We start from the raw sequence: 20,666 nt of genomic DNA on the forward strand, positions 1-20,666 counted from the left end.
GACAGTTCCGGCCTCATCGCTGGCAAGCCAGCTCCCACAGGGATCGCGTGTACCGCTGAATCTGTGGGAGCTGGCTTGCCAGCGATGAGGCCGGTACAGCCACAACACTTCTCATACCTTTTCCACGCTTTCCCATACGAATCCCCTGCCCCACCCCATTGAATCCCCGCCCGTCACATTTGAAAATAATTCCAGTTCGTATCTACTGAATGGAAGAAAGCGATATGACCTTACCGCCGCTGGTTGAACCCGGTGCCGAGCTGAGTCGCGAGGAAGTGAACCGCTACAGCCGTCACCTGTTGATCCCGAACATGGGCGTAACCGGACAACGCCGCCTGAAGAACGCCAGGGTGCTGGTGATCGGCGCTGGCGGCCTGGGCTCGCCGACCCTGCTCTACCTCGCCGCCGCCGGCGTCGGCACCCTTGGGGTGATCGACTTCGACCGGGTCGACGAGTCCAATCTGCAACGCCAGGTGATCCACACCGTCGACAGCGTCGGCGAACTCAAGGTGGAAAGCGCCCGCCAGGCCATCGCCCGGCTAAACCCGCTGGTCAAGGTGATCACCCATAGCGATCGCCTGGAACCCGGAATCGCCGTGGAGCTGTTCTCGCGCTACGACCTGATCCTCGACGGCACCGACAACTTCGCCACCCGCTACCTGGTCAACGACGCCTGCATCCTTGCCAACAAGCCCTATGTCTGGGGCTCGATCTTCCGCTTCGAAGGCCAGGCCTCGGTGTTCTGGGAAAACGCTCCGGACGGACGCGGCCTCAACTACCGCGACCTGTATCCCGAGCCACCACCGCCGGAGCTGGCCCCGTCCTGCGCCGAAGGCGGCGTGCTGGGCGTGCTCTGCGCCGCCATCGCGTCGATCATGGCCACCGAGGCGATCAAGCTGCTGGTCGGTATCGGCGATCCGCTTCTTGGCCGCCTGATGGTCTACGACGCCCTGGACATGAATTACCGCGAGCTGCCGATCCGCCGCCTGCCGAAACGCGCGGCGATCACTGCGCTGTCCGACTACCAGAGCTTCTGCGGCCTCAACCGTCCTTCGCTGGCCGACGACAGCAGCGTGCCGCTGATCAGCGCGCTGCAACTGAAGTCGCTCAGGGACGGCGGCAAAGCCCCGGTGATCATCGATGTCCGCGAGCAGACCGAATGGGACATCGTGCGCATCGAAGGCGCGCTGCTGATGCCCAGGTCCGCCGATGTCGCGCAGCAGATTCTCGAACGCTTCGGCCACGACACCGAACTGGTCATCACCTGCAAGTCGGGCATGCGCTCCCAGGCCGTGTCCAGCGACCTGCGCAAGCTCGGCCTGGACAAGGTGCGCAACCTCGACGGCGGCGTGCTGGCCTGGGTCCGCGACGTCGAACCGGCGTTGCCGACCTACTGAGGACGCGGCCATGACCCTGCGCATCACCCGCGCGGCGCTGGAGCAGATCCAGCGCCAGGCGGCCCGGGAGCATCCCCTCGAAGCCTGCGGCGTGATCGCCGCGCCCTGTGCGCAGAAGCTCGCCAGCCGGGTGATCCCGATGCGCAACCAGGCTGCGTCGCCAATCTGGTTCAGCTTCGATCCGCGCGAGCAATTGGAAGTGTGGAACGAACTGGACGAGCGCGACGAGGAGTGCCGCGTGCTCTACCACTCGCACACCACGAGCGAGGCCTGGCCCAGTCGCGAGGACATCGCCCACGCCCAGGATCCGCAGGTGCATTACCTGATCCTGTCGACCTGGGCCGAGGCCAGGCACCGGGCCCGCAGCTTCCGCATCGTCGAAGGCCGGGTGTTCGAAGAACAGCTGTCCATCCAGGAATGAGACATCAACCAAAGGAGATTCACATGTCGGTTTCAGTCATGGTTCCAACCCTGCTGCGTCCACTCACCGACGGGCAGAAGAAAGTCGAGGCCCAGGGCGAGACGGTGCGCCACATCATCGACCACCTCGACAGCCGCTACCCGGGGATCAAGGCGCGACTGGTGCACCAGGACGAGGTGCACCGCTTCGTCAATATCTACGTCAACGACGATGACATCCGCTTCGCCGCCGGCCTCGCTACCAGCGTTGCTCCCGGCGCGAAGCTGACCGTACTGCCGGCCGTCGCTGGCGGCTGAGTCCCGCTAGACCGTGTCGCCGGCTCGCCTGCGACACGGTAGCACCGGTTTTCCGATTCACTGTTCCACCCAAGGTGCTTCCCCATGTCCCGACTCCTGGATGACGCCGGCCTGAGCTGGCGCAGCGGCCCCTGCCTGCCCGCGTGGCAGAGCCTGAGCGCCGCCCTGCAACGCCAGGGCGACTGCCTCGGCCTGCGCCATGCCGACGGCGCGCCCGATGGTCCGGCGCTGCAACTCATGCACCCCGATCTGCAACCGCTCCAGACCCGCTTCACCGGCTTGCCGGCGCTGCCCCTGGAGCTGTCCACCGAATTCACGCTCCAGGCCGCCTGCGGTCTCATGTCGGTGCACGGCCGCGCCAGTGGCAGGCTCCAGGCCCTGGGCGTGAACTATCTCGCCACCCTCAACGCCGCCCTCGCCTGGCAAGGCAGCCTCGCCGCTGCCGTCGGCCAATTGCGCGGCGGGCGCTTCCATGAGGTGGCCCTGCAACCCGCCGCCGGCGCGCTGCTGAGCATTGGCCAGTACCTGGCCGGGGCCACTGCGCCAGAAGATCCCGAACACCTGCTGCCCGGGGCTGACGATGCCCTGGCCCGGCCGCCATTCCTCTCTGCCGATGGCGTGTTGTTCGAGCTGGAAACCCTCGACAGTCACCCGTGGCGACAATTCTGGAATGCACTCGGGGTCAGCGACGCGATTGCCGGCAAGGCCTGGCAACGCTTCCTGCTGCGCTATGCCCGCGCCGTCGCCCCCATGCCTGCCGAGTGCCTCGACGCCCTGGCCGGCCTGCCGCTGGCGCGGATCCAGGCCATTGCCGCCGAGTGCGGCGTGGCCCTGGTGCCGGTGCGGGATGCGGCGCAGCGGCAAGGCGACAGCGACTACCCGGCCAGCGCTGCCAGCCCGTGGCAAATCCGCCGTGGCGTCGCCGCCCCTGCGCCGCACCGTGCAGCGCCCGTGCGCCTGCCGCTGGAAGGCATCCGCGTGCTGGAATCCTGCCGTCGCATCCAGGGCCCCCTGGCCGGGCACCTGTTGTCGTTGCTCGGTGCCGAAGTGATCCGCCTGGAGCCCCCGGGCGGCGACCCGCTGCGCAATATGCCGCCCTGCGCCGGCGGCTGCTCGGTGCGCTTCGATGCACTCAATCACCTGAAGGACGTGCGCGAGGTGGATATCAAGTCTGCCGCCGGTCGCGCCGAGATCCACGCGCTGTGCCGCGACGCCGATGTGTTCCTGCACAACTGGGCGCCAGGCAAGGCCGCCGAGCTGCACCTGGATGCCGCCGACCTGCACGCCACCCAGCCCTCGCTGATCCATGCCTATGCCAGCGGCTGGGGCGATGCCCGGGTCGCTGCGCCGGGGACCGATTTCACCGTGCAGGCCTGGTCCGGTGTCGCCTCGCGCATTGCCGCCGCGTCCGGTACTCGCGGCGGCACCCTGTTCACCGCCCTCGACGTACTCGGCGGCGTGGTCAGCACCCAGGGCATCTGCGCCGCCCTGCTCGACCGCGAGCTGCACGGCCACGGCGCGGCAGTGCACAGCTCGCTGCTGGGCGCCGCCGACCTGCTTCTCGACCGCCGTTGCGACGAGCCTTCGCCGTCCCTGCTGCAAGGCCTGTTCAGCACCGCCGACGGCGTCCTCGCCCTCGACTGCCAGACCCGCCAGCAGCACCAGGCCCTGATGCGCCTGCTCGGCGGCGAAGCCGACGCGACCAGCCTCGCCCGACAACCCAGCGCGCACTGGCTGGACGCCTGTCGCGCAGCCGGCATTCCCGCCAGCACCGCCCATGCAGACCTCGCCCTGCTCGCCGCCGATCCGCGCCTGGCCCCGAGCCTGTCCAAACGCGCCTACCGCGCTGTTCAATCTCCGTGGAGTTTCCTATGAATACTGCCGGCATCATTGACCTCGTCCCGCTGCATATCCGTCGTCGCTGGAGCGAAGACGGCAGCTATCCCAACCAGGATGTGTTCAGCCTGTTCCGCCAGCGCGCCGCCGAATCCCCGGACAAGGCCGCGGTGCTGTCGCCGGAAGGCAACGTCAGCTACGCCGGACTGCTCGACGCAGCCCTGCGCATGGCCGCCAGCCTGCGCCAGGCCGGTATCGTCGCCGGCGATGTGGTGGCCTACCAGTTGAGCAATACCTGGCGCTGCTGCGCCATCGACCTGGCAGTGGCAGCCCTCGGCGCCATCGTCGCGCCCTTCCCGCCGGGTCGCGGCAAGCTGGATATCCAGTCGCTGGTGCGGCGCTGCGATGCCCGGGCGGTGATCGTGCCGCAGGAGTACGCCGGCATCGACCTGTGCGAGGTGATCGAATCGCTGCGCCCGACCCTGCTGTCGCTGCGCATCCTCATCGTCGACGGCGAGCCCCGCGCCGGCTGGTCGACCCTCGACAGCCTGCTCGACGCTGCCCCCATCGATGCCGCCAGCCTGCCGCAGGTGTGCCCGGATTCGCCGGTACGTCTGCTGGTGTCCTCGGGTACCGAGTCCGAACCCAAGCTGGTGGCTTACTCGCATAACGCCCTGGTTGGCGGCCGCGGCCGCTTCCTGCAACGCATCAGCAACGACGGCGCCGAATTCCGCGGCCTGTACCTGGTGCCGCTGGGCTCGTCGTTCGGTTCCACCGCCACCTTCGGCGTGCTGTGCTGGCTCGGCGGCTCGCTGGTGGTGCTGCCGCGCTTCGACGTGGGCGAGGCGATCAAGGCCATCGAGACCCTGCGCCCGAGCTTCATCCTCGGCGTGCCGACCATGCTCCAGCGCATCGCCGCCGATCCGGCCCTGGCCGATGTCGACAAGTCCAGCCTGCGCGGCCTGATCTGCGGCGGTTCGCTGATCGACGAAGCCACCGTGCTGCGCTGCACCGAGCACTTCGGTTGCGGCTTCATCAGCCTCTACGGTTCGGCCGACGGGGTGAACTGCCACAACACACTGGACGATCCGCTCGACGTGGTGCTCAACAGCGTTGGCAAGCCGAACCCGGCGGTATGCGAAATCCGCATCGTCGACGACCTGGGCCGCGAGCTCCCCCATGGCGATGTCGGCGAGATCACCGCACGCGGGCCGTTGAGCCCGATGCAGTATGTCAACGCACCGGAGCTGGACGAGCGCTACCGCGACGGCGAAGGCTGGGTGAAGACCGGCGACCTCGGTTTCATCGACCCGCAGGGCTACCTGGTGCTGGCCGGACGCAAGAAGGACATCATCATTCGCGGCGGCGCCAATATCAGCCCGGTGCAGATCGAAGGCCTGATGATGGGCCACCCGGACGTGGTCACCGTGGCCTGCGTGCCGGTGCCGGATGCCGACCTCGGCCAGCGCGTATGCCTGTGCGTGACCCTGCGCGAAGGCGCGGCGAAGCTCGCCCTGGCGGATATCACCGCGTTCCTGCGCGAGCAGGGCCTGGAGGTCAACAAGCTGCCGGAATACCTGCGCTATTACCGTCACCTGCCGCTGACCCCGGCGGGCAAGATCGACAAGCGCGCCCTCGCCGCCGATGCCGCCGGGCTCGGTGAAACCGTACGCCAGGTGGGCTGAGCCATGAGCAACGCATCTCCTGAGGCAATCGACCTGGCATGGCGCGTTCGCGTCTTCGTCGACGACCACATCCTGCCCCATGAACTGGCGCTGGGCGCCTATGACCAGGCGGCCGCCGTGCTGGCCGCCGGGTTGCAGGCAAAGGCCCGGGCGGCCGGGCTGTTCGGCAGTTTCTATCCCGGCAGCCCGATCACCCGCCTGAGCGATTACCTGGCGGTGGCCGCCGAGGAAGGCCGCAGCGAATTCGCCCCGGCGATCCTCGGCTGCGACGCCACCCTCGACACCTGGATGCTGGATCGCCATGCCAGTCCGGAGCAGCGCGAGGCATTCCTGTTGCCGCTGCTGCGTGGCGAGTCGGTGCCCTGCTACGCCATGTCCGAGCCGGACAGCATCGGCTCGATCCCGGCGACCCTGCAGTGTCGTGCCGACTGGCAGGGCGATCACTGGTGCCTGAACGGGCGCAAGTGGTTTATCTGCCGCGCCGCCCGGGCCGACTTCGCCACGGTGATCACCCGCACCGGCGACGGCGCAGTCGGTGAAGCGCTGTCGATGCTGCTGGTGCCCACCGACAGCCCAGGCTTGCGCTTCATTCGGCCACTGGCCCTGCTGGGGCGCCAACAGGGCCAGGGCGAACTGCATTTCGATAATGTGCGGGTCGAGGCCTCGCAGGTGCTCGGCGAGCCCGGTCAGGGCATCGCCTTGATGCAGCGCCGTCTCGGCCTTGGCCGCCTGCTGCGGGCTGCGCACTGGCTAGGGCTGGCGCAGCGCTGCTTCGATGATCTGTGCGCGCGGGTGCATTCGCCTCGCGGCCAGCTGGCGCGGCTGGCCGACAAGCAACTGGTGCGCGGGCGGGTCTATCAGGTATATCGCGATATCGCCGCCGCCCGTGGCCTGCTGCGGGATGCGGCGGAGAAGTTCGACCTGGGCCTGCCCAACGCCATCGAGGTCAACCTGGCCAAGCTGGCGGCCTCGGATGCGCTGTCCGGCGCGGTGGACTCGGCGATGCAGATCATGGGCGCCGAGGGCCTGAGCGAGCTGTCGCCGCTGTCGGGCATCTACCGGCATGCGCGCACCACGCACATTCTCGACGGCACCGACGATGCGCTGATCAGCACCCTGGGTCGCGATCTGCTGGCCGCCACGGCACCGGGCAAGGTGAACCCATGAAAAAGCACGCCGCCCTGGCCGCCCTGCTGACCTGCGCGATGGGCCTGCCGATGATGATCTTCTACGCCCTCGGCGTGCTCGGCCCGCAACTGATCGCCGACCTCGGCATCGACCGCGAACACCTTGGCTGGCTGACCACCAGCGCCTTCGGCCTGGCGGCGCTGCTGTCGCCTTGGGCCGGCGCGCTGGTGGCGCGGATCGGCTCGCGCAACGGGCTCCTCGCGCTGTTTTTGCTGGTAGCGCTGTCGTTCAGCTTGATGGCGGTGCTGCCCGGCTTCGTCGGGGTGGTGATCGCCCTGTCGTTCTGCGGCGTGGCCCAGGCTCTGGCCAATCCGGCGACCAACCAGGCCATCGCGCAAACGGCCGATGCACCGAAGGCAGCATTGGTGGGGTTGAAGCAGGCGGGCGTGCAACTGTCGGCGTTGATTGCAGGGTTGGCGCTGCCTGCCTTGAGCGCGTGGCTGGGCTGGCGTCTGGCGCTGGCCTGCTGGGTGCCGGTGGCGCTAGTGCTGGCGCTGTGGGTGCCGGGGCGGGTCGCCGCGCCAGCGGCAGGCACCCGTGCGCCGCTGCGCGTGGTCTCGGCCAATGGCTGGCTGCGGCGGCTGATGGCAATCCAGGCTTGCGCCGGGTTGTGCCTGTCGTCGTTCATCACCTTCTTCGGCGTGTATGCCAGCAGCCTTGGGGCCAGCCCTTCCAGAATCGGCTTGATGGTCAGTTGCTTCGGCCTGATGGGCATCGCTTCGCGCCTGGTGCTGACCCCGCTGGGTGCGCGCCTGAAAGATGAAACCGTGCTGCTTGGCGGGCTGTTCCTGTTTGCCCTCGGGACCCTGCTGGTGATGCAGCAGGCGTCGGGCAGCAACCACTTGCCGTTGTGGCTGGGGGTGAGCGGCATGGGCCTGAGCCTGGTGGCGAGCAACGCCGTGGCCATGAGCATGCTGCTGCGCGATGCGCGGTTCGGTGGTGTTGCCGGCAGTGCGGGCATGCTGTCGCTGGGCTTCTTCGGCGGTATCGCCGTGGGGCCACCATTGTTCGGCGTGCTGCTGCGCCAGCCCGGCGGATTCGCAGTGGCCTGGACCCTGCTGCTGGTCGCCCTGTTGGTCGGCGCCGTGCTGTGCCGCAACCTGTATCGCACCCGTCGTACCGAGGAGGGCCGTTCCCATGCCGGCACAGCGTAAGCGCAAGGCGGTGGTCGACGCTCTGTTCAAGCAGCTCGACAGCATTTCCCGGCAGTGCGGCGAACAGTTCCCGCTCTACCGCCTGCCCCGCGAACGCAAATGGAAACTCTCGCGGCGCGGCTCGTGGCTGGGTGGTTTCTGGGCCGGGCTGTGGTGGCGGCGGGCGGCGTACACCGAGCTCAGCGAAGATCTGGACCAGGCCGCGTTCTGGAGTCGCCAACTGGTAGCGCAGCTGGACGAGCCGAGCCTGAACCGCAGTTTCGTGTTCTGGTACGGCGCCGCCTTTGGCGGGCGCCTGGCCCAGGATCAACCGGCACGGGAGCTTGCCTTGCGTGCTGCCGACACCCTGGCCCGGGATTACCGCCCGGATATCGGCGGCTGGCCGCTGGGCCCCGGCATGGGGGGTGGCGACCGCGGGGATGCGACCCTGAATATCGATGCGCTGGCGCCAACGTTGGCGTTGATGCATCTGCAGGCGGACAAGCGCGAGATGGCACGCAGTCATCTGGAGCTGTGTCTTCGCACCTTGCGCGGGGAAGGCGGGGCGTGGGCGAGCCATGCGCAGTTCAATGAAGACGGTCGCGTCAGCCGTGGTCCGGCTGGCCAATGGGCACGGGGGCAGGCCTGGGCAATGCTCGGGCTGGCTGAAGCGGTGAAGCTGTATGGCGGCGTCTATGCGGCGCCGGCCCGTGAAGCGTGTGCCTATTGGCTGGAACGCTGGGGCAAGGACATGGGCGATGCCGATCCCTGTGCCATGGCCATCGCCTCGCTGGCGTTGCTGCGCCTATGGCAATGCCTGCCGGGGATGAATGAATGGCGGGACCTCGCGTTCAAACAGCTTGAAGGGTTGATGTCGCTGGAGGTGCAGCAGGGGTGCTTTGTCGGGCATTACTACCGGACCGGGGCGGATCAGGAGCAAATGGTGGAATCGGCTTGTGCGACGTTCTTCCTGGTGGAGGCGTTGTTGACCCAGGACCAGGTGATGGCGGCGCAGGGCGGGATCGCCGGGTGGTAACACTCCCAAGACACCACAAAAACCCTGTGGAGCTGGCTTGCCGGCGATAAGGCCAGCAGGGGCAAAAGCGTTGTCAGATCCGGCCACATCGCTGGCAAGCCAGCTCCCACAGGGTATTGGGCACGCCTATATCACCTTGGATTGCCTCTACAGAATTTCCGCCAACCACTGAAACCAAGCCTGACCTGGACATTGTGGGAGCTGGCTTGCCAGCGATGAGGCCGGCAAGGGCAATGAGGTTTGCAGACCTGGCCAAATCGCTGGCAAGCCAGCTCCCACAGGGTATTGGGCACGCCTGTATCACCTTGGATTGCCCCTACAGAATTTCGGCCAACCACTGAAACCAAGCCTGACCTAAACATTGTGGGAGCTGGCTTGCCAGCGATGAGGCCGGCAAGGGCAATGAGGTTGGCAGACCTGGCCAAATCGCTGGCAAGCCAGCTCCCACAGGGTATTGGGCACGCCTATATCACCTTGGATTGCCTCTACAGAATTTCAGCCAACCACTGAAACCAAGCCTGACGTGGACATTGTGGGAGCTGGCTTGCCAGCGATGAGGCCGGCCAGGGCTATGAGGTTGGCAGACCTGGCCAAATCGCTGGCAAGCCAGCTCCCACAAGGGCCAGCAGTGTGCTTTCGATAAAGCGGAAATCCGATAGTCAGCTCATGAAATTCCCGCCATGCAGCCACTTGAGAAACGATTTCGTTTACCATTGTTTCCAAATATGTAGCCGCAAGCGAGGATTGACCCGCATGACGATTCGCAGTAACCCGATTTTGCGCGGCCTGGCCGTTTCCCTTCTCGGCCTGGTGCTCGCCGCACCCGCCGCGATGGCCGCTGATCCGGTGACCCTGACGCTCTACAACGGCCAGCACAAGGAAATCGGCGAAGCCATCGCCAAGGCCTACGAGGCCAAGACCGGCATCCATATCAAAATCCGCAAGGGCAGCAGCAACCAGCTGGCCAGCCAGATCATCGAGGAAGGCGAGCGTTCTCCAGCCGATGTGATCTACACCGAGGAATCCCCGCCGCTGAACAACCTCGGCGAGCTGGGCCTGCTGGCAACCATCGATCAATCGACCCTGGACGTCCTGCCCAAGGAATTCGTCGCCGCCAACGGTACCTGGATGGGCGTAACCGCACGCACCCGGGTCGTGGCCTTCAATCCCAAGGAAATCGACGAGAAGGACCTGCCGCAATCGGTGATGGACTTCGCCGATCCGGAGTGGGACGGCAAGATCGGCTTCGTGCCAACCAGCGGTGCCTTCCAGGAGCAGGCCGTGGCCATCCTGAAAATGCACGGCCGCGAAGCCGCCGAGGAATGGCTGACCGGCCTCAAGGCCTTCGGCAAGACCTACACCAACAACATGGTCGCCCTGAAGGCAGTGGAAAACGGTGAAGTGGCTGCGGTGCTGGTCAACAACTACTACTGGTATGCGCTGAAGAAGGAGCGCGGCCAGCTGGATTCCAAACTGTATTACCTGGCGGACGGCGATGTCGGTGGCCTGATGACCATTTCCGGCGCCGCCGCGGTCAAGGCCAGCAAGCATCCGAAGGAAGCCCAGGCCCTGCTCGCCTGGATGGCCAGTGAAGAAGGCCAGCGCGTCATCACCCAGACCACCGCCGAGTACCCGCTGCACAAGGGCATGGTCTCCGACCAGGGCCTGAAGCCGTTCGAAGACCTGCGTCCGCCGAAGATCACCCCGGCCGACCTGGGTAATGCCGAGGAAGCGCTGGAACTCGAACGCGAAGTCGGCCTGCTCTGATGAGCGCCGCGCTTCCCGTGGAGCTGAACAGCGGCTTCGTGCCGCGGCGCAAGCGCCCGTCGGTGTGGGTGGTGCTGCCGGTCCTGCTGCTGGTGGGGCTGAGCCTGCTGCCGCTGCTGTACGTAGCGATGAAGACCTGGGAAGCCGGCTGGCACGAGGCCCTGCGCCTGATCTGGCGGCCCTTCGTCTGGGGCCTGATGCGCAATACCTTGCTGCTGATGGTCGGGGTGACCGTCACCTGTGCGGTGGTCGGCCTGTCCCTGGCCTGGCTGCTGGAACGCAGCGACCTGCCCGGGCGGCGCCTGTGGGGCGTGGTGTTGTGCCTGCCGTTCGCCGTGCCGTCCTTCGTCAGTGGCTTTACCTGGGTGTCCCTGAGCCCGAAATTCGAAGGGCTGTGGGGCGCGATCCTGGTGATGAGCCTGTCCAAGTATCCCCTGGTGTTCCTGCCGGTGGCAGCGACCCTGCGCAACCTCGACACCTCGCTGGAAGAGTCGGCACGGACCATGGGCTGCAACCGCCGGGAGGTGTTCCGCCGGGTCACCCTGCCGCTGCTGTGGCCGTCGATCCTTGGCGGCTGCCTGCTGATCGCCCTGCACATGCTGGTGGAGTTCGGCGCCCTGTCGATCCTCAACCTGCAGACCTTCACCACGGCGATCTACCAGCAATTCGAGCTGGAGTTCAGCAATGCCAATGCGGCAATGCTGTCCGCCGCGCTGCTGCTGATGTGCCTGCTGATGTTGTGGCTGGAACTGCGAGTGCGCGGCAAGGCGCGGCATGTGCGGATCGGCCAGGGCGTGGCCCGGCGCGGTGCGCCGATCCGCCTGCGCGGCTGGATGCCGCTGGGCCAGGCTTATTGCCTGGGCCTGGCGATCCTCGGCAGCGGCATTCCACTGGGGATGCTGGCCTACTGGTTGAGCGTGGGTTCGTCGGCGGCCTTCCCGGTGGCGGACATCAGCCGCGCACTGCTGTCGTCGCTGTCGATCTCCTTGGGTGGTGCCGGCGTGAGCCTGCTGCTGGCCCTGCCGGTCAGCTTCCTGGTGGTGCGCTACAAGGGCCGGCTGGCGATCTGGGCCGAGCGCCTGCCGTACCTGTTGCACGCCCTGCCGGGGCTGGTGATTGCCCTGACCCTGGTGTATTTCGCCCTGCACTATGTGCCGGCGCTGTACCAGACCACCGGGCTGTTGCTGCTGGCCTATGCCTTGCTGTTCCTGCCGCTGGCCCAGGCGCCGGTGCGCACGGCCTTGACCAAGGCCGCACCACAGCTGGAAGAGGCGGCACGCACACTCGGCGCGACGCCGTTCATGGCGTTTTGCCGGATCACCCTGCCGATCATCTTCCCGGCCCTGGCCGCCGCCTTCGCCCTGGTGTTCCTCGACGCCATGAAGGAACTCACCGCGACCCTGCTGCTCAGCCCAACCGGCATGACCACCCTGGCCACCGAGGTGTGGGCGCATACCGCCAACGTCGAGTTCGCCGCGGCGGCGCCCTATGCGGCGCTGCTGATCCTGGTGTCCGGGTTGCCGGTGTACCTGCTGACCACCCGGATGTACCTGAACCGCGCCTGATCAGGCGCGGAACTGGCCCAGGCTGGCCTTGAGCTGGGCCGCCAGTTCATCGAGCACCTTGCTGCTGGCGGTGGTCTGCATGACTACCTGGGCCGCGCGTTCGGCCTGGGCATGGATGTTTTCCACCCTTCCTCTTACCGCCTGCGCGCCCTGGGCCTGTTGCTCGGCAGCGCGGGTGGCCAGGCCGATGGCCGCGTGCACCTGCTCCACCGAAGCCTGCACCGACTGTTGCAGACGGGCGTTGTCACGCAGCACCAGCAAACCTTCACTGGCCTGGCGCCCCGCCTGGCTGATCGCCGCCACGGCTTCCTTGGCGCCTTGCTGTAGCGCGCCGATATGGGCCTGGATATCGCCCGTCGAGCTTTGCGTCTTGCTCGCCAGTGCCCGCACTTCGTCGGCCACCACGGCAAAGCCGCGCCCGGTCTCCCCGGCCCGCGCCGCCTCGATCGCCGCGTTGAGCGCCAGCAGGTTGGTCTGCTCGGCGATGCCATGGATCACAGTCAGCACCACTTCGATCTGCTCGCTCTGCTCGGCCAGGCGCTCGATCACCTTGGAGCCGGTATCCACCTGGCCGGCCAGCGCCTCGATCAACTTGGCGACCTGGGCCGAGCTGCGGCTGTTCTCGTCGGTGGCCTGGCGGATATCCACCACCTGCTGCAAGGCCTCCTGCATGGCACGACTTTCCGCCTGGGCCTCATCGGCCATGCTCGACAGGGCACGCAGGCTTTCCGCCACCTCGTCACGCTGCAATGCGGCAGCAGAGTCGGCGCCGGCGCTGCGCTGGGCCATGCTGCTGATCTCCACACCGGTGCGCTGCGCCACTTCGCCGGCCTCGCGGACAATGGGTTGCAACTTGTCGACGAAGCGGTTGACCGCTGCGGCCATGTCGCCGATCTCGTCGCGGCTGTCGATGGCTACGCGCTTGGTCAGATCGCCGTCGCCGGCGGCCAGGTCATCGAGCGCGGCGATCAGCAGGCGCAGTTTGTTGACCACGCGCCGACCCAGAACGATCGCTACCACCAGCAGCACACCGCAACCGACCAGCGCCAGACCCGCACCGATGCGCCAACGCAGGGTGGCTGCGGCATCCTGCACGCTTTGCGAAGTGTTGGCCTTCATTTGCAAAGCGCTGCCCTGGGCGGTCTGCAGGCGGCTTTGCAGGGCCTTGGTGCTGTCGGCAGCGGCGCTGGTCAGGCTGTCGGCCACCAGCTGGTCGCCGCTGGCGATCAGGGCGGAGAAGCGCTTGTCCAGGGCTTGCAGTTCGGCGTCCACCGAGGCGGTGGAGATCCCCATCAGGACTTTGCCGATCTCGGCGCCATTGGGGTTGATCGAGGCCTCGACGAAGTACACCGACGGGTCGTTGCGCGCGGCATCCAGCACCTTGTCGAGGGCGCGCTCGCCCTTGCCCTTGTCGAGCAGGGCCTGGTTGATCGGGTTCTGGCGGTTCAGGTAGCGCGTAAGGTGCTCGCCCTGGGCGTCGTCATAGACGACGAAAAGCACGTTGGGATTGCGCTGGGCACGACGGGCGAACTCCGACAGGGTCGGCACGTCCACGTCCCAGATGGCCCGGGGTGCCACCGAGGCGAGCAGTTCGGCCATGTCGTTGGCCGAGTCGCGCAGGTTCTTCTCCAGGGTGGCGCGCAGTTGCGCCTGCTCTTCCTCCAGGCGCGACGACAAACCGGCGGTAAGACGCTGGCGGGTACTTTCGGAAAGGCTGCTCAGCCCCGAGCTGACTTCCTTGGCCGCCTGGTCGAGTTCGGTTGCCAGTTTCTGGCTGTCGGCGCCCAGGCGATCGCCCAGATCGGCCTCCAATGCCGTGACCGTGCTGCGGGTCAACACCACAGCGACGACCACCTGCACCAAAAGAGCGATACCAAGCGCCACAAAGACAGGCCGCAAGAGGCGGCTTCGTAACAATGAGATAACGGCAGACACAATGAATCCCTCTGCTATTTGGAGCCATTACAGTGATGGCAATCCTGAAGGCAATTTCACAGCAAGGCTTGTGCCGCAGCAGAGGGTCAAAAACGCCAAAGGCCCCTAAAAAGGGGCCTTTGGCTTTATCGCTTGGCTAAATCAGGCGAAAGGATGACGCAGGACAATAGTCTCGTTGCGGTCAGGACCGGTCGAGATGATGTCGATCGGCGCACCGACCAGCTCTTCCACGCGCTTGATGTAGGCACGGGCGTTGGCTGGCAGCTCGTCCAGGGTCTTGGCGCCCACGGTCGATTCGCTCCAGCCCGGCATTTCTTCGTACACCGGCTCCAGGCCGATGTAGCTGTCGGCGTCGGTCGGGGCGTCGATGACGGCACCGTTTTCGTTCTTGTAGCCCACGCAGATGCGGATGGTTTCCAGGCCGTCCAGCACGTCCAGCTTGGTCAGGCACAGGCCCGAGATGCTGTTGACGTCGATGGCGCGACGCAGGATGACGGCGTCGAACCAGCCGCAACGACGGGCACGGCCGGTAGTGGCACCGAACTCGTGGCCGCGCTTGGCCAGGTAGGCACCGACGTCATCGAACAGTTCGGTCGGGAACGGGCCGGAACCGACGCGGGTGGTGTAGGCCTTGGTGATGCCGAGGATGTAGTCGATGTACATCGGGCCAACGCCGGAACCGGTGGCGATGCCGCCAGCGGTGGTATTGGAGCTGGTGACGTACGGGTAGGTACCGTGGTCGATGTCCAGCAGCGAGCCTTGGGCGCCTTCGAACATGATGTCCTTGCCGGCGCGGCGCAGGGCATGCAGTTCGGCGGTGACGTCGAGCATCATCGGCTTCAGTTGCTCGGCGTAGGCCATGCACTGGTCCAGGGTTTCCTGGAAGTCGATGGCCGGCTCCTTGTAGTAATTGACCAGCTGGAAGTTGTGGTAGTCCAGCAGCTCGCCCAGCTTGGCGGCGAAACGCTCGCGGTGGAACAGGTCGCCGACACGCAGGCCACGACGGGCGACCTTGTCTTCGTAGGCCGGGCCGATGCCACGACCGGTGGTGCCGATCTTCTGCTCGCCACGGGCCTTCTCGCGTGCCTGGTCGAGAGCCACGTGGTAGGACAGGATCAGCGGGCAGGCCGGGCTGATACGCAGGCGATCGCGAACCGGGACGCCTTTTTCTTCCAGCTTGGTGATTTCACGCAGCAGGGCGTCGGGAGCGACGACCACGCCGTTGCCGATCAGGCACTGCACGCCTTCGCGCAGGACGCCCGAAGGAATCAGGTGCAGCACGGTTTTCTCACCGTCGATCACCAAGGTGTGACCTGCGTTGTGGCCACCCTGGTAGCGCACTACGGCGGCGGCATGTTCGGTCAGCAGATCGACGATCTTGCCTTTGCCCTCATCACCCCATTGGGTGCCCAGGACTACGACATTCTTACCCATAACACTTGTCCTCATTCGCGCAAACTTGGCGCCGGCGAGAAGGCCGGCGGCTAATCTCAGATGGCCAGTGGCAGAACCTGCCAGAGCCCGTTTTGCAGAATCAATTGCCGGTCGCAGTCCGCCTCGATGGCGGCAGCCAGCGGCTGGCCAGGCAATGCCTGCACAACCCGCTGACCGTCACTGCGCAACTGGCAGACCAACTGCCACAGAGCCGCATCCACACTGTCGGGCATCCAGATCCCGCCAGTGGGCAACACGACCTCTGCCCGCCCCAGTGTTACCAGGGTCTTCAAATCCGTGGAGAAACCGGTGGCCGGACGTGCCCGGCCGAAGTCAGCTCCGATATCGTCGTAGCGACCGCCCTGGGCGATCGACTGGCCGACACCCGGGACGAACGCGGCGAACACCACACCGGTGTGGTAGTGGTAGCCGCGCAGCTCGCCCAGGTCGAAATACAACGGCAGATCCGGATAACGCGCGGTCAGCCGGTCGGCGATGCTCATCAGGTCATCCAGCGCTGCCAGCACCGCGGCAGGGGCACGGCCCAGGCGCACGCGGGCGGCCTCCAGCACTTCGCGGCCGCCGCACAGCTCGGCCAGGGCGCGGAGCATTCCAGCCAGGTCGGCCGGCAGGTTGGCGGTCAGGGCGATGACTTCGTCGATGGCCTTGCGTTGCAGGGCATCGAACAGCTGTTGCTCGACCGCGCCGGACAGGCCGGCGGCACGGGCCAGGCCGCGGTAGATACCGACATGGCCGAGGTCCATGTGCACATCCGGCACGTCGGCCAGTTGCAGCATGGCCAGCATCAGGCTGATCACTTCCACGTCGCTGACCGGGCTGGCGTCGCCGTACAGCTCGGCACCGAGCTGGATCGGGCTGCGCGAGGTCGACAGGGCCCGTGGCTGAGCGTGCAGGACGCTGCCGGCGTAGCACAGGCGGCTCGGGCCTTCGCGGCGCAGGGTATGCGCATCGATGCGCGCGACCTGCGGCGTGATGTCGGCACGGAAGCCCATCTGCCGGCCGGATTGTGGATCGACCACCTTGAAGGTCCGCAGGTCCAGGTCCTGACCGGCACCGGTGAGCAGCGATTCCAGGTACTCGATATGGGGAGTCACGACGAACTCGTAACCCCAGCTCTGGAACAGATCCAACACCTGACGACGCGCGATCTCGATGCGTGTCGCTTCAGGTGGCAGTACTTCTTCGATGCCATCTGGCAGCAGCCAGCGGTCTACCGTTGCCATTACGCCATTTCCCCTGTGGTCCGGGCGGCCAGCCCGCGGGCGCGGCCGTGAGTGAAGCAGGTTCCGGCAAATCACGCGCGCAGCGCCGATTCCAGCGTTGCCGCAGTGCCGAGACCCTCGTGAATCATTGGTCGCGCCCCGGATCGCGGGCCTGTTCCGGCATTCGATCTCGCAGACGCAAAAAAGCCGGGAATTTCCCGGCTGCCGCATCATACACCCGTTGTCTTGCAGAAATCACCCCGCCCGACGCATTAGCCGCCCAGCGGGGTGATTCGACTTCAAGGTTTCGCTTTGTTCATGAAGCGGAAGAACTCGCTGCTCGGGTCAAGGACCAGAACATCGTCCTTGCTGCTGAAGCTCTCGCGGTAGGCATTCAGGCTACGGTAGAACGCGTAGAACTCCTGGTCCTGGCCGTAGGCCTTGGCGTAGATCGCCGCCGCCTGGGCATCACCGTCACCGCGGGTCTCTTCCGACTCGCGATAGGCTTCCGCCAGCAGTACCCGGCGCTGACGATCGGCGTCGGCACGGATGCCTTCGGCCAGCTCGTTACCCTTGGCGCGGTGCTCGCGGGCTTCACGCTCACGCTCGGTGCTCATCCGCTCGAACACGCTGCGGTTCACTTCCTTCGGCAGGTCGATGGCCTTGACGCGAACGTCCACCACCTCGATGCCCAGCTCCTTCTCCGCCATGCGGTTCAGGGAAGCGGTGATATCGGCCATCAGCGCATCGCGCTCACCGGAAACCACTTCATGCAGGGTGCGCTTGCCGAACTGGTCGCGCAGGCCGCTTTCCAGACGACGGGACAGCCGCTCGTCGGCGATCTGCTTCATGCCGGAGGTCGCGGTGTAGAAGCGCTCGGCGTCCTTGACCCGCCATTTGGCGTAGGCATCGACCATCACCGCTTTCTTCTCCAGGGTCAGGAACCGCTGGGTCGGAGCGTCGAGGGTCATCAGACGGGCGTCGAACTTGCGCACCTGGTTGACGTACGGGATCTTCAGTTGCAGGCCGGGCTGGACATCCGCCTGGACCACCTTGCCGAAGCGCAGGAGCACCGCGCGTTCGGTCTGGGCCACGATGTAGAAGCTGTTCCAGGCCACGATGGCCAGGACCACGCCGACAATCAGGGCGATCAGCGATTTATTGCTCATCAGCGGCTCTCCCTGGTGCGCACTTGCTGTTGCTGTTGCAGGTCCACGGCACGGGCGGCGTCGTTGACCGAAGTCGCAGGCGCGCTATTTACCGGTGCACCGGCACTGCGGCTACCACCGACCATCTTGTCCAGCGGCAGGTAGAGCAGGTTGTTCTGCCCGTCCTTGCCGGTGACGAGCACCTTGCTGGTGTTGCTGTAGACCTCTTGCATGGTCTCCAGGTACAGACGCTCGCGGGTGACCTCCGGTGCCTTGCGGTACTCGGCGACCAGCTTGGTGAAGCGGTCGGCCTCACCCTTGGCACGGGAGATGACTTCATCGCGGTAGCCGTTGGCATCCTCGATGATGCGCTGTGCCTGACCACGGGCTTCCGGCACCACGCCATTGGCGTAGGACTCGGCCTGGTTGCGGGCACGCTGCTCGTCTTCACGGGCACGGATCACGTCGTCGAAGGCTTCCTGTACTTCACGCGGGGCTGCCGCGCTCTGCACGTTGACCTGGGTGACGGTGATGCCGGTACGGTAGGTGTCGAGGAAGCGTTGCAGACGCTCCTTGATCTCCACGGCCATCTGCTCGCGGCCTTCGGTCAGCACCTTGTCCATCGCGGTCGAGCCGACCACGTGGCGCAGGGCGCTGTCGGTCGCGTGCTGCAGGCTGACTTCAGGCTGGTCGACGTTCAGGACGAAGTCCTGCAGGTTGCTGATCTTGTACTGCACGGTCAGCGGCACCTCGACGATGTTCTCGTCCTCGGTCAGCATCTGGCCCTGCTTGGTGTACGCACGCTCGCGCGTGACGTTTTCCATGTACTTGCGGTCCATCGGCGGGAAGTAGATGTTCAGGCCCGGCCCTACGGTCTCGTAGTACTTGCCGAAGCGCAGCACCACGGCCTGCTCCTGCTCGTCCACGACGTAGACCGCGCTGTACAGCCAGATGGCCGCCAGTACGGCAAGGCCGACGCCGAGCAGACCGAAGCCGCCACCTTTGGGAAGGCTGTCGCCACCACCACGTTTCTTGCCGCTGCCAAACATGCCGTTCAGGCTGTCCTGCAGCTTGCGGAAGGCCTCGTCGAGATCCGGAGGGCCTTTCTTGTCGCCGCCGCCGCCACCACTACCGCCGCGACGCCCACCCCAGGGATCCTGATTGTTCGAGTTGCCACCCGGCTCATTCCAAGCCATAGCGCTCTCCATCTGATAAAGCAAAGACGCGCCAAACGGCGCGCCGTCCAATGCTACAGAATGCCTGTGACGGCTGCCTGACCGCGTCGCCAGGCATTTATTGCAAAGTATGTTGTTCGATGAACTCGACCGGCTCCAGCCCTTCGCGCGCCACCAGGCGGTTGAAGTCGGCCCGCGGCAAACGCACGGCCAACAGGCTGCTGCCCTCCTCGTCGTGTTCTTCGTTCTGCACGGCCCCCGCCGCAAAGAATTGCGCACGCAAACGCGCGTAGCGCTGTTCCAGGCGAAGGGTGCCGATGAACAGGTCATCCCCCAGCAATTCGGCAATCGCCTGCCCCACCAACTCCAGACCGCGACCCTCGCGGGCCGAGACCCACACCCTTTCAGGCTTGCCGTCGGCATTGCGCTGGATATGTGGCTCAATGCCTTCAAGCAGGTCGAGTTTGTTATACACCTCGAGGATCGGCAAGCCTTCGGCACCGATCTCGCCGAGCACCGCCATCACCTGCTCGATCTGCGCCATGCGTTCGGGCTCGTGGGCATCGATCACATGCAGCAGCAGGTCGGAGTTGCTCGACTCTTCGAGCGTAGCCCGAAAAGCCTCGACCAGCTTGTGCGGCAGGTGACGAATGAAGCCCACGGTGTCCGCCAGCACGATCGGCCCGATGTCGCCCAGTTCGAGACGGCGCAAGGTCGGGTCGAGGGTGGCGAAGAGCTGGTCGGCGGCATAGACCTCGGACGAGGTCAGGGCATTGAACAGGGTCGATTTGCCGGCGTTGGTATAGCCCACCAGTGAAACCGAAGGTACGTCGGCCCGCTTGCGCCCGCGCCGCGCCTGTTCGCGCTGGCTGCGCACCTTCTCCAGGCGCGCCTTGATCTGGCGCAGGCGCACCCGCAGCAGGCGGCGGTCGGTTTCCAGCTGGGTTTCACCCGGACCGCGCAGACCGATACCGCCTTTCTGCCGTTCAAGGTGGGTCCAGCCGCGAACCAGGCGCGTGCTCATGTGCTCAAGCTGCGCCAGTTCGACCTGCAGCTTGCCTTCGTGGGTACGGGCACGCTGGGCGAAGATGTCGAGGATCAGCCCGGTACGGTCCAGCACGCGACACTCGAAGACACGCTCGAGGTTACGTTCCTGGCTGGGCGTAAGGGTGTGGTTGAAGATGACCAGGTCGGCCTCTTCGGCCTTGACCAGGTCGCGCAGTTCCTCGACCTTGCCGCTGCCGATCAGGAACTTGGCAGTTGGCTGGTGTCGCGCCACATTGGCAAGCGCAACGATATCGGCGCCGGCCGACAAGGCCAGCTCCTGGAACTCCTGCGGGTCTTCGCGCGCCTCAGGGCTCTGACCTTCCAGATGAACGAGAACGGCCCGTTCACCACCACCGTGGCGCTCAAAGAACAAAGCAGGC

Annotated in this window: 16 protein-coding genes; 10 read left to right on the forward strand and 6 right to left on the reverse strand. The window is 66.0% G+C overall.

Translation table 11 applies throughout. The features are described from left to right. Positions 1-224 precede the first annotated feature (224 nt). The 10 genes from moeB (at position 225) to N7650_RS00755 (ending at position 12,324) form a co-directional block, all read left to right on the forward strand. On the forward strand, positions 225-1,397 hold the full coding sequence (gene moeB / locus N7650_RS00710; RefSeq protein ID WP_064301530.1) for a molybdopterin-synthase adenylyltransferase MoeB: 1,173 nt from the start codon (positions 225-227) through the stop codon (positions 1,395-1,397). Positions 1,398-1,407: 10 nt separating this feature from the next. Then, positions 1,408-1,818 (forward strand): M67 family metallopeptidase, encoded by a 411-nt coding sequence (locus N7650_RS00715; protein WP_009398054.1) that lies wholly within the window; start codon positions 1,408-1,410, stop codon positions 1,816-1,818. A 23-nt stretch (positions 1,819-1,841) separates the two neighbouring features. After that, a complete protein-coding gene (locus tag N7650_RS00720; protein ID WP_064301529.1) occupies positions 1,842-2,114 on the forward strand; it encodes a MoaD/ThiS family protein in 273 nt (90 codons plus the stop codon). Between the two features lie 84 nt (positions 2,115-2,198). Continuing rightward, positions 2,199-3,989 (forward strand): CoA transferase, encoded by a 1,791-nt coding sequence (locus tag N7650_RS00725; protein WP_279896537.1) that lies wholly within the window; start codon positions 2,199-2,201, stop codon positions 3,987-3,989. Further along, a complete protein-coding gene (locus tag N7650_RS00730; RefSeq protein ID WP_279896539.1) occupies positions 3,986-5,635 on the forward strand; it encodes a class I adenylate-forming enzyme family protein in 1,650 nt (549 codons plus the stop codon). The genes N7650_RS00725 and N7650_RS00730 overlap by 4 nt, the downstream gene beginning before the upstream one ends. 3 nt (positions 5,636-5,638) lie before the next feature. Next, entirely contained in the window at positions 5,639-6,802 is a 1,164-nt protein-coding gene (locus N7650_RS00735) for an acyl-CoA dehydrogenase family protein (RefSeq protein WP_279896540.1), read from the forward strand. After that, a complete protein-coding gene (locus N7650_RS00740; RefSeq protein ID WP_064301525.1) occupies positions 6,799-7,977 on the forward strand; it encodes an MFS transporter in 1,179 nt (392 codons plus the stop codon). The genes N7650_RS00735 and N7650_RS00740 overlap by 4 nt, the downstream gene beginning before the upstream one ends. Further along, a complete protein-coding gene (locus tag N7650_RS00745; RefSeq protein ID WP_279896542.1) occupies positions 7,961-8,992 on the forward strand; it encodes a glucuronyl hydrolase in 1,032 nt (343 codons plus the stop codon). The genes N7650_RS00740 and N7650_RS00745 overlap by 17 nt, the downstream gene beginning before the upstream one ends. Before the next feature lie 753 nt (positions 8,993-9,745). Next, the gene (locus N7650_RS00750; RefSeq protein ID WP_009399557.1) at positions 9,746-10,759 is read left to right on the forward strand and encodes an extracellular solute-binding protein; all 1,014 of its coding nucleotides are present in this window, start codon (positions 9,746-9,748) and stop codon (positions 10,757-10,759) included. Next, on the forward strand, positions 10,759-12,324 hold the full coding sequence (locus tag N7650_RS00755; protein WP_009399556.1) for an iron ABC transporter permease: 1,566 nt from the start codon (positions 10,759-10,761) through the stop codon (positions 12,322-12,324). The genes N7650_RS00750 and N7650_RS00755 overlap by 1 nt, the downstream gene beginning before the upstream one ends. On the opposite strand, the gene N7650_RS00760 is transcribed toward N7650_RS00755, so the two are convergent. The 6 genes from N7650_RS00760 to hflX all read right to left on the reverse strand — a co-directional run bounded on the left by N7650_RS00760 (position 12,325) and on the right by hflX (position 20,659). Further along, positions 12,325-14,259, reverse strand: coding sequence for a methyl-accepting chemotaxis protein (locus N7650_RS00760; RefSeq protein WP_279896544.1), 1,935 nt, complete (start codon positions 14,257-14,259; stop codon positions 12,325-12,327). Between the two features lie 141 nt (positions 14,260-14,400). After that, positions 14,401-15,693 carry an adenylosuccinate synthase gene (locus N7650_RS00765; protein ID WP_009399554.1) on the reverse strand — a complete coding sequence of 431 codons (1,293 nt, stop codon included), beginning with the start codon at positions 15,691-15,693 and terminating at the stop codon, positions 14,401-14,403. Between the two features lie 56 nt (positions 15,694-15,749). Next, entirely contained in the window at positions 15,750-16,937 is a 1,188-nt protein-coding gene (locus tag N7650_RS00770) for an ATP phosphoribosyltransferase regulatory subunit (RefSeq protein WP_009399553.1), read from the reverse strand. 278 nt (positions 16,938-17,215) lie between these two features. After that, positions 17,216-18,085 carry a protease modulator HflC gene (gene hflC, locus N7650_RS00775; protein ID WP_009399552.1) on the reverse strand — a complete coding sequence of 290 codons (870 nt, stop codon included), beginning with the start codon at positions 18,083-18,085 and terminating at the stop codon, positions 17,216-17,218. Further along, positions 18,085-19,260, reverse strand: a complete 1,176-nt coding sequence (gene hflK / locus N7650_RS00780) for an FtsH protease activity modulator HflK (protein WP_279896547.1) — start codon at positions 19,258-19,260, stop codon at positions 18,085-18,087. The genes hflC and hflK overlap by 1 nt, the downstream gene beginning before the upstream one ends. Positions 19,261-19,357: 97 nt before the next feature. After that, complete coding sequence (gene hflX, locus N7650_RS00785) at positions 19,358-20,659, reverse strand: ribosome rescue GTPase HflX (protein ID WP_064301518.1); 1,302 nt, start codon at positions 20,657-20,659, stop codon at positions 19,358-19,360. Positions 20,660-20,666: the final 7 nt, after the last annotated feature.

Origin of the sequence: Pseudomonas sp. GD04058, from assembly GCF_029836855.1 — a bacterium.
Classification (GTDB): domain Bacteria; phylum Pseudomonadota; class Gammaproteobacteria; order Pseudomonadales; family Pseudomonadaceae; genus Aquipseudomonas; species Aquipseudomonas bharatica.

Coding starts and splice junctions, on each gene's coding strand:
- moeB (WP_064301530.1), top strand. CDS start 225: ATGACCTTACCGCCGCTGGTTGAACCCGGTGCCGAGCTGAGTCGCGAG.
- N7650_RS00715 (WP_009398054.1), top strand. CDS start 1,408: ATGACCCTGCGCATCACCCGCGCGGCGCTGGAGCAGATCCAGCGCCAG.
- N7650_RS00720 (WP_064301529.1), top strand. CDS start 1,842: ATGTCGGTTTCAGTCATGGTTCCAACCCTGCTGCGTCCACTCACCGAC.
- N7650_RS00725 (WP_279896537.1), top strand. CDS start 2,199: ATGTCCCGACTCCTGGATGACGCCGGCCTGAGCTGGCGCAGCGGCCCC.
- N7650_RS00730 (WP_279896539.1), top strand. CDS start 3,986: ATGAATACTGCCGGCATCATTGACCTCGTCCCGCTGCATATCCGTCGT.
- N7650_RS00735 (WP_279896540.1), top strand. CDS start 5,639: ATGAGCAACGCATCTCCTGAGGCAATCGACCTGGCATGGCGCGTTCGC.
- N7650_RS00740 (WP_064301525.1), top strand. CDS start 6,799: ATGAAAAAGCACGCCGCCCTGGCCGCCCTGCTGACCTGCGCGATGGGC.
- N7650_RS00745 (WP_279896542.1), top strand. CDS start 7,961: ATGCCGGCACAGCGTAAGCGCAAGGCGGTGGTCGACGCTCTGTTCAAG.
- N7650_RS00750 (WP_009399557.1), top strand. CDS start 9,746: ATGACGATTCGCAGTAACCCGATTTTGCGCGGCCTGGCCGTTTCCCTT.
- N7650_RS00755 (WP_009399556.1), top strand. CDS start 10,759: ATGAGCGCCGCGCTTCCCGTGGAGCTGAACAGCGGCTTCGTGCCGCGG.
- N7650_RS00765 (WP_009399554.1), bottom strand. CDS start 15,693: ATGGGTAAGAATGTCGTAGTCCTGGGCACCCAATGGGGTGATGAGGGC.
- N7650_RS00770 (WP_009399553.1), bottom strand. CDS start 16,937: ATGGCAACGGTAGACCGCTGGCTGCTGCCAGATGGCATCGAAGAAGTA.
- hflC (WP_009399552.1), bottom strand. CDS start 18,085: ATGAGCAATAAATCGCTGATCGCCCTGATTGTCGGCGTGGTCCTGGCC.
- hflK (WP_279896547.1), bottom strand. CDS start 19,260: ATGGCTTGGAATGAGCCGGGTGGCAACTCGAACAATCAGGATCCCTGG.